At 60.9% G+C, this 7703-nt stretch carries 7 protein-coding genes; 2 read left to right on the forward strand and 5 right to left on the reverse strand.

Annotated elements, in window-relative coordinates; all coding sequences use genetic code 11:
- Nucleotides 1-94: 94 nt before the first annotated feature.
- A complete protein-coding gene (locus tag VJV58_RS20080) occupies nucleotides 95-934 on the reverse strand; it encodes a protein-disulfide reductase DsbD domain-containing protein (protein WP_324139119.1) in 840 nt (279 codons plus the stop codon).
- A 135-nt stretch (nucleotides 935-1069) separates the two neighbouring features.
- Here VJV58_RS20080 and VJV58_RS20085 point away from each other — a divergent pair, with 135 nt between their 5' ends.
- On the forward strand, nucleotides 1070-1720 hold the full coding sequence (locus tag VJV58_RS20085) for a YqgE/AlgH family protein (protein ID WP_324139120.1): 651 nt from the start codon (nucleotides 1070-1072) through the stop codon (nucleotides 1718-1720).
- 95 nt (nucleotides 1721-1815) lie between these two features.
- Here VJV58_RS20085 and VJV58_RS20090 read toward each other — a convergent pair whose 3' ends face one another.
- Together VJV58_RS20090 and VJV58_RS20095 are read right to left on the reverse strand one after the other, a co-directional pair.
- Complete coding sequence (locus VJV58_RS20090) at nucleotides 1816-2703, reverse strand: TauD/TfdA family dioxygenase (RefSeq protein ID WP_324139121.1); 888 nt, start codon at nucleotides 2701-2703, stop codon at nucleotides 1816-1818.
- 128 nt (nucleotides 2704-2831) lie between these two features.
- Nucleotides 2832-3611 (reverse strand): SDR family oxidoreductase, encoded by a 780-nt coding sequence (locus tag VJV58_RS20095; protein ID WP_324139122.1) that lies wholly within the window; start codon nucleotides 3609-3611, stop codon nucleotides 2832-2834.
- 59 nt (nucleotides 3612-3670) lie between these two features.
- Here VJV58_RS20095 and VJV58_RS20100 point away from each other — a divergent pair, with 59 nt between their 5' ends.
- Nucleotides 3671-4405 (forward strand): SDR family oxidoreductase, encoded by a 735-nt coding sequence (locus VJV58_RS20100; protein WP_324139123.1) that lies wholly within the window; start codon nucleotides 3671-3673, stop codon nucleotides 4403-4405.
- A 13-nt stretch (nucleotides 4406-4418) separates the two neighbouring features.
- Here the strand turns inward: VJV58_RS20100 and VJV58_RS20105 are convergent, their stop codons facing one another.
- On the reverse strand, nucleotides 4419-6047 hold the full coding sequence (locus tag VJV58_RS20105) for a DUF459 domain-containing protein (protein WP_324139125.1): 1629 nt from the start codon (nucleotides 6045-6047) through the stop codon (nucleotides 4419-4421).
- 157 nt (nucleotides 6048-6204) lie between these two features.
- A complete protein-coding gene (locus VJV58_RS20110; RefSeq protein ID WP_324139124.1) occupies nucleotides 6205-7608 on the reverse strand; it encodes a lytic murein transglycosylase in 1404 nt (467 codons plus the stop codon).
- Nucleotides 7609-7703 lie beyond the last annotated feature (95 nt).

A 7703-nucleotide genomic window follows, 5' to 3' on the forward strand; every position in this document is an offset into this window, starting at 1 on the left:
CAGCTCCGGGTTCGGCTTGGCCGGTGCTGCCCGCACGAGCGTGATCGGTTCTGTTTTCTTCACGCGAACCGGCGTCCACTCGCTCGAAAACGCTCTAATACAGATTGATGTTGAATTCGTAGGAGCGCTCGGCGCCCACCAGCGTCAATTTGAGCGCCGCACCTTCCGGGTCCGTGCCAGGAGGCACCCCCTCCAGCTCGAAAGCAAACCGCTTCACCCCGGGCGGGCTTTCGTTGAGCGGTTCCGGAATCGGCAGGCCCCAATCCGGCGTAGGCCCTTCCACAAACAAGCTCACGTCCTTGCCATCGGGGCTGACGACATCGACCAGCACCGTGGATTTTCCGTCCCGTTTGACATCGCGGATGGTCAGCGGATTGGGATCGCCGACGTTGGCGGGCTTGGGCACGGTATCGAGCGCCGCAAACAGCATGCTGTCTTCGGTACTTGCCACGCTAGTGAATGGCAGCTCCGCAGTTGCCTCGACGGGAATGCAGAGCTTTTCGCATACCGCGTAGCTGATATATGCCCGCAGTGTCACCGGCTTCTCGGCGTTTTTTGCAACGATCCGCAACGGCAACACGAACTGATCACGGTAGCCCAACGAATGGCCGCCAGCGCCATCATCGAACTTCATCGGCGCCGGCCACAGAACCGTCACGGCATCGATATTTTCAGACTTCGAAAAATCGAAGCGCGGCGGCACGCCGGAATCGCCGGGCGAACGCCAGTAGGTCTTCCAGCCCGGCTGAAGCTGAAACGCGATGCCGCCGAGCAGCACCGCGCCGCTGCGCGAGCCAGCGAGCAACTGGACCGCAGAATGTGTATCCCGCTGCCATGGAGAGGCGTCCCCGGCGCGGGCCCCGATGCTCAGGAATGACGCAAATATGGTGGCTGCGAAGCCAAGCGCCGCGCGCATGGGAACTAAGACGGTCATCAAGCGTGTTTACAGGCAAGCGGTATCGTAAACCATTGAATTGCTTGTGATGTACTTACAATTGCAAAGCAAGCTTGATTGACAGAACTGGCACCCAATATCAGGATTGGGCAGTAACATGAGAGTTCTGCGCGGATGGGCCCCGTAGGTAAAAAACCAAGGAACGTTCGCAGCGAAGCCGCGGACGTCGGCGACGGCTCGATCGATACCGGCTATCTCGATGGCCAACTGCTGATCGCGATGCCGGTGATGGGAGACCCACGCTTCGAGCGTTCGGTGATCTATGTCTGCGCCCATTCTTCTGAAGGCGCCATGGGCATCATCGTCAACCGCCCGGCGGGCAGTATCGATTTTCCCGAATTGCTGGTGCAACTCGATATCATCAAAGAAGCCGACCAGATCAAGCTCCCGGAAAACGCCGAAAGCATGAAGGTGCTGAAAGGCGGCCCGGTCGAGACCGGCCGCGGATTCGTGCTCCATTCAAGCGATTTCTTTATCAAGGATGCGACTTTGCGCATCGACGAGGGCATTTGCCTCACCGCCACGGTTGATATTCTCAAGGCGATCGCCAGGGGTGCCGGCCCGAAGCATGCCATCCTCGCGCTCGGCTATGCCGGCTGGGCACCGGGGCAGTTGGAGACCGAAATCCAGGATAATGGCTGGCTGCACTGCGACGCCGACCCGGAGTTGATCTTCGGCGTCGACGTCGAGGAAAAATATCAGCGGGCTTTGCGCAAGATTGGCATCGATCCCGGCATGCTGTCGAACGAAGCCGGGCACGCCTAGGAGCATTTTCGAGCGAAGTGGACGCCGGTTCGCGTGAACAAGACGCGTCAAAAGAAAAGCTGGCGCGGCGCTTCGCTCAGACGTAAGGGCGCTTTTTATTCTGCGGCCTGTTGCGCGACCGTAGGCTCGGTTCCGGCCACTGTGGCGCGGCGCATATCGCGGGGCTGCGACTGGTCGTAGCGGCGAACGCGGTGCATGGTCTGGCGATTGTCCCACATTACGAGATCGTGCACCGTCCACTTGTGGACGTAGACGAACTCCGGTTTTGTCGCATGTTCGGTGAGGTCTCGCAGCAACAGCCTCGCCTCAGGCATGCTCATTCCGAGGATCGCCCCCGCATGCGACGACAAATACAGCGATTTGCGGCCGTGCACGGGATGAGTGCGAACCAGGCGCTGCAGCACCGGCTTGAACATCTGCTTTTCTTCATCGGTATAATCCAGGAAACCGAGCGAGCCCCGCGAATACATCAGCGAATGTTCACAGATCAGTTCCTCAATCTCGGCCTTGGTCTCGTCATCGAGCGCATCATAGGGGGCGCGCATGTCGGCGAATTCGGTGTTGCCGCCCTTCGGGTTGACGATGCGTGCCGAGAGCAGCGAAAACTTCGCAGGAATGGGACGGAATGAACTGTCGGAATGCCACAGGCAATTGCCGAGGTTGAATAGATGATTGCGGTGATCGCGGGGTAGCGGCTTGCCATCCTTGCCGAGGTTTGACACGTCATTCAGGCCGGAGGTGAGCCGGTAATCCTCCTTTTTCGTGATGTTGCCGCCACGCGGGTTCTCGCGCTGGCCGAAATTCAGCGCAAACGCCATCTGCTGCTCGTCGGTTATGTCCTGATCTCTGAACAGCAGCACCGCATATTTGTCCATACCTGCTTCGATATCGCGGGCCTCTTGCGGCGTCAGCGGCTTGCGCAGATCGACCCCTGAAACTTCACCGACGAAATGCGGGTGAAGTTGTCGAATGGTGATCGTCATGGCGTTTCTCCTGATCGCGGCAAGCGGTTGGCCCGCTCTTGTCGGAAAAAATTACTCCCCGAAACCGCGATGTCAACGCGCCTGTAATGTTCGCGCACGGTCTTTGGGCAGTTCCGCTGCACGCGCTACTAGGCGTTCCGGGCCATCAGTCCGCCATCGACTGGAATGATTGCACCGGTCAGGAACGAAGCCGCGGGCAGGCACAGGCTTAGCGTCATGTGGGCGACTTCCTCGGGAGAGCCGTAGCGGCCGAGTGCGGTTCGGCGCTTCGCATAGATCGCCTTGTGCTCGTCACTGATCCGCGCCGTCATTGCGGTGGTGATCGGTCCAGGGCAAATGCAGTTGACGGTGATTGCGTCTCGACCGAGCTCGACCGCAAGCGAGCGCGTCAGCCCAACCACTCCCGCCTTTGCCGCCGAATAGGGGCTGTGCAACGCGGTAGCACCGAGCGCCTCGGTGGAAGCGATGTTGACGATGCGCGGAGACTTTGACTTTCGCAAATGAGGCAGCGCGGCGCTGATCACTCGTTGGTGCGCTGTCAGCAGTACCGAAATTGCCTTTGCCCAGGCTTCATCATAGGCTTGATCCTCAATGGCAATGCGTACGGAGATCCCGGCATTGTTGACGACAATATCCAGTCCGCCAAAATGTGCTGCGACCGCATTGACGCCGCTCTTGATCTCATCTCGGCTCGTGACGTCGAGCTTCCAGGCCTTTGCACATTGACCTCCGGCGACGATTTCAGCTGCCACGGCTTCTGCGGCGTTGGCGTCGGCATCGGTGACTGCGACGTTGGCGCCCTCTGCGGCGAACACCCTTGCGGTCGCGCAGCCCATGCCGCTGCCCGCGCCAGTAACGAGAGCCGTCAATCCCCTGATCGAGCGGCTGAGCTGGTTGAAATCCGACATGCGGTTCTTCTCTCAGATCTTCCTGTTATGCTTCCGCCTACTCCAAATTCGAGGCGACGATGAACGAACTGGATTTCACGGGCAAGCAGGTTCTCGTGGTCGGCGGCTCCAGCGGCATCGGCAACGGCATCGCGCAAGCGTTTCGCGCCAAAGGTGCGCGCGTGGTTGTCTGCGGCACGCGCCCTTCGGCTGACGATTATTCGGTCGCCGACGGATCGCAACTTCAAGGGCTGGGCTACACGCAGCTTGATGTGAGCGACGCGAAAGCCGTCGCGGATGTCAAACCGGGATTCGATCGATTGGACGTGTTGGTGCTGGCGCAGGGCGCCGTGATCTATCGGCGCGGCGAATTCGAGATGGCTGGATTCCGCAAAGTGCTGGAAGTCAACCTCATGAGCGTGATGGCCTGCGCCGGCAAATTCCACGACATGCTCGGTGCATCCAAGGGATCGCTGATTATTGTCAGTTCGACCGCCGCTTTCCATTCGACCAAAGGCAACCCCGCCTACAACGCTTCCAAGGCCGGCGCGGTTGGGCTGACCCGAACTCTCGGCGAAGCCTGGGCGGAAGATGGCATCCGCGTCAACGGTATTGCGCCCGGCCTTGTCGACACGAAGATGACCAAGGTGACAACGGCCAATCCGAAACGGCTCGAAGCGGCCATCGAGCGGATTCCACTGAAGCGGTTGGGAACGCCGGCCGACATGGCGGGAGCGGCGTTATTTTTGGCGTCGCCGCTTGCTGCCTACATTGTTGGTCAAACGCTGGTAGTCGATGGCGGGTTGATTCTCTGAAGGCCGAATTCGGTCAGCGGAAAAAGCCCGGTACCCAAGCCGACCGTCCGACATCTGCTGGGGGTCGCGGAACGTTTGGCGCCATGCGCGAGGATGATGAAGGCGGCTTGCGTGATCCGTTGCCACCGCCGTTCAGTTCCCTGAATGAAGGCGGGCCCGATTGGGCAGACTGCTTCTTTGTCTTTGGCGTCGATGCGGGGGACCCAGGTGCGGCAGTCGCTTTCTCCGGTGAAACTGAAGCAATAGGCGCTTCGCCCTTGGCCTGTTCGCGTCCGATCTCGCGCCGAGGCCAGGCAAAATCGTCGGCGCGGCCAGCCGGCGGAGCCAGCGGTTCGCCCTTCACCAAAGTTCGCGCGGCCAAGGCGTCCACAGCGGCCGGGCGCGAGCCGGGGCCGCCAAGCAACTGATCGGTGCCGACTGACGATGCCACCAGCGGCAGCACCGGGCCGGCGAGAGGTCGCGGTGCCGGCTGTCCTGGCGCTGCATTCGCGTCCGGCGTCGCGGGTTCGTTTGGCAGCGCAATTGGCGCGGATCGCGCGCCCAGCACCCTGGTGATCTCGCGTTCGACATAGTGGGCGAGCTTGCGTGCGCCGGCCTTGGTGAAATACACGCCGTCATAGGAGCGAAGTCGTCGGATCTGACCTTCGAAATCAGGCCCCTGCTGCAGGAAGCGCCCGGCTTCATCGACAAACCCGTCCCAGACGTCCACATAGGTGATGCCCGCCTTGCCGGCGGCGTCGCGATAAAGCGAATCCAGGAACAGCATGTCCGCGGTTGCCTTCGGGCCGCGTACCGCCGGCAGTCCGACCCAGAGCACCGGCACTCCCTTTGACTTCAGTACGGCAATCATCTCTTCGATTTTCTTGCTGTAGAGTTCGACCCAGCGCTCATCGCGAAACTGATAGACACCGTTAGGAGAGCGCGCGCTCTTTTCCGGCGCGATCACCGGCGCATCGTCGGCATCGTCCGGAGACAATTCGGTATCTACCGCCTTATCATCCGGTTTGCTGGGGACGTCGTTTGCCGCATCCGGCTTGCTCGTGGACTTGTCAGCGGTCTTGCCATCCGATTTGCCGTGGGCGTCTTTCTTGTCTGCTTTTTTCTCCGCCTTCTCTCCGGCCGGCTCGCGGATAGGCCCGCGGTCGTCAAGCCCGAGCATGACCACGATGGCGTCCGGCTTCTCGGTCGCCAGAATGCCCTTTGCTGCAGCGGCCCAATCTGACGGCTCGCCCTTGGGCTGATACTTGATCAGGCCGGAAACCGTCTTGTGTTTGCGAATGACGCCGATCTCGGGCTGCTCGGCATAGGCATCCTCAAGGCCGTAAGCGAGCCAGTCTGCCATCGCATCGCCGAGCACCAGTACGTTGCGTTCCGGCACCGTGTCGCGCTTCTCAGGCGGCGGCGCCTTGGAATAATTCTCGACCCGTTTCGGTGCCTGCGGCGGTTGCTGAAACGGCGCGAACAGATCGCCGCCAAACCAGCCGCCGCTACTGCGCGGCTGTGGCCGTGACCACCCACCGAAATTGAAGAACTGCGCCGATGCTGGCCCGGCGATGCCGACCAACAGCGCCACCATAACCGCAAGCGCGATCAGCGGGCCGGTCTCGGTGAAAATCCGGAAAAAGGATTTCGGCTTTTGCATGCGCATCGGTCGTAAATGGGGGTCGCTGGGCCACTATACTAGCGGAATCGGGCTGCAAGCGGGCAGATTCCCTAGGCATAAACGGGCGAGGGCCGTTCGTGGTCAAGGCCGGGCCGAAAATATCCCTATCAGCGTTAACGGGCTTGGATGACCTGACTTACTGGCCCCGAAGCCGGTCCAGCACGCGAGAGGACGCAAATCCGTCTGCGGGGGTCCCGATCGAGGCCTGGAAGCTCCGCAAGGCTTCCCGCGTCAGGCCACCAAACTGGCCGTCCGGAACGCCGCGATAAAACCCGCGCTGTGCCAGAAGCTGCTGCAGTTCCAGCCGCTCGGCGCGCGACAATTCACGCTCCTGCCGGGGCCAGGACTGCACGAACGGGGCTCCTCCTCGGAGACGGTCGGCGAAATGTCCGATGGCGAGCGCGTAGGCTTCCGCCGGATTGTATTTCATGATCACGCGAAAATTCTGCAGCATCAGAAAAGCCGGTCCTTGGACGCCGGCGGGCGCCAGCAGATAGGCCTTTTCGGAGGGGTTCGGAAATGGCTGCTTGCTGGCGCGAACGAGGCCAAGCTGCTCCCACTGCGCGATGGTCATGGCCTTCGCACGATCCGCCAGCATGTAGTTGAAAGTTGGAGGCAGGACGACTTCGTAACCCCAGGTCTCGCCTGCGCGCCAGCCGTCTTTCTTCAAGTTGTTGGCGGTTGAGGCGATCAGGTCGGCAGGGTCGTCGACCACATCGCGGCGGCCATCGCCATCGGCATCGACTGCGTAACGCTTGAACGCTGTCGGCATGAATTGGGTCGGACCGAATGCGCCGGCCCAGGAGCCGCGCATTTGCTCGGGACGCAAATCGCCGTGATGCAGGATTTCCAGCGCCGAGAGGAACTCGTCCTTGAAATAATTCTGCCGACGGCCGATGCAAGCCAAAGTCGCGGTGGATTGCAAAACGCTGCGATCGCCGACTTGCGTGGAATAGTTTGATTCGATGCCCCAAATCGCCGCGACGATGTAACGATCGACGCCAAAAGCGCGTTCCGCCGCATCGAACTGCGGCTTGTATTGGGCGAGTATCTCGCGCCCCCTGGCGAGCCGGTTTTCATTCACGAGAATGTCGAGATAGTCCCAGATCGATTTAGTGAATTCGGGCTGCGAATCCATCAGATCCATGATCCGCAGATCGGGCGCGAGACCTGCGGTAAAGCGCTGGAAGCTCGCCAGTGAGATGTTGCGGCGCGCCGCATCGGGCCACATTGAGGCGACGCATCTATCGAAATTCGCCGCCGCTTCACGGATCGCCGATGCGGTCATTAACGGGTGCCCGGAAGCACCGTCCTCCCCGCTCCAGGGAAGCGGCGCATTCGCCGCAGGCGGCGATTGCATCTGTGTCGGACCGCCCGGCGGGGACGCCGGCGGACCAGCTTTCGAAAGTGCCCCTGTAAACAGGTTGTCGAGAAATGCGAGGCCAGTACCGCTCGTGAACTGCGCATGCGCCTCGTCCACGCTGCTAAACGCCAGCAGCACCGCTGCAACAGCCAGTAAACTGAGCCGCCTGTCCCACATGTCCGTGCCTTGCCTTATATCCCGCCAACGCGAGTAGTCGCGTCTTCAGGAGGCCTCCTCTCGGTTTCCAATAGCTTAACAAAGGCGAGATTTTG

Origin of the sequence: Bradyrhizobium sp. (assembly GCF_035273305.1) — a bacterium.
Lineage (GTDB): Bacteria > Pseudomonadota > Alphaproteobacteria > Rhizobiales > Xanthobacteraceae > Bradyrhizobium.

Coding starts and splice junctions, on each gene's coding strand:
- VJV58_RS20080 (WP_324139119.1), bottom strand. CDS start 934: ATGACCGTCTTAGTTCCCATGCGCGCGGCGCTTGGCTTCGCAGCCACC.
- VJV58_RS20100 (WP_324139123.1), top strand. CDS start 3,671: ATGAACGAACTGGATTTCACGGGCAAGCAGGTTCTCGTGGTCGGCGGC.
- VJV58_RS20085 (WP_324139120.1), top strand. CDS start 1,070: ATGGGCCCCGTAGGTAAAAAACCAAGGAACGTTCGCAGCGAAGCCGCG.
- VJV58_RS20110 (WP_324139124.1), bottom strand. CDS start 7,608: ATGTGGGACAGGCGGCTCAGTTTACTGGCTGTTGCAGCGGTGCTGCTG.
- VJV58_RS20095 (WP_324139122.1), bottom strand. CDS start 3,611: ATGTCGGATTTCAACCAGCTCAGCCGCTCGATCAGGGGATTGACGGCT.
- VJV58_RS20105 (WP_324139125.1), bottom strand. CDS start 6,047: ATGCAAAAGCCGAAATCCTTTTTCCGGATTTTCACCGAGACCGGCCCG.
- VJV58_RS20090 (WP_324139121.1), bottom strand. CDS start 2,703: ATGACGATCACCATTCGACAACTTCACCCGCATTTCGTCGGTGAAGTT.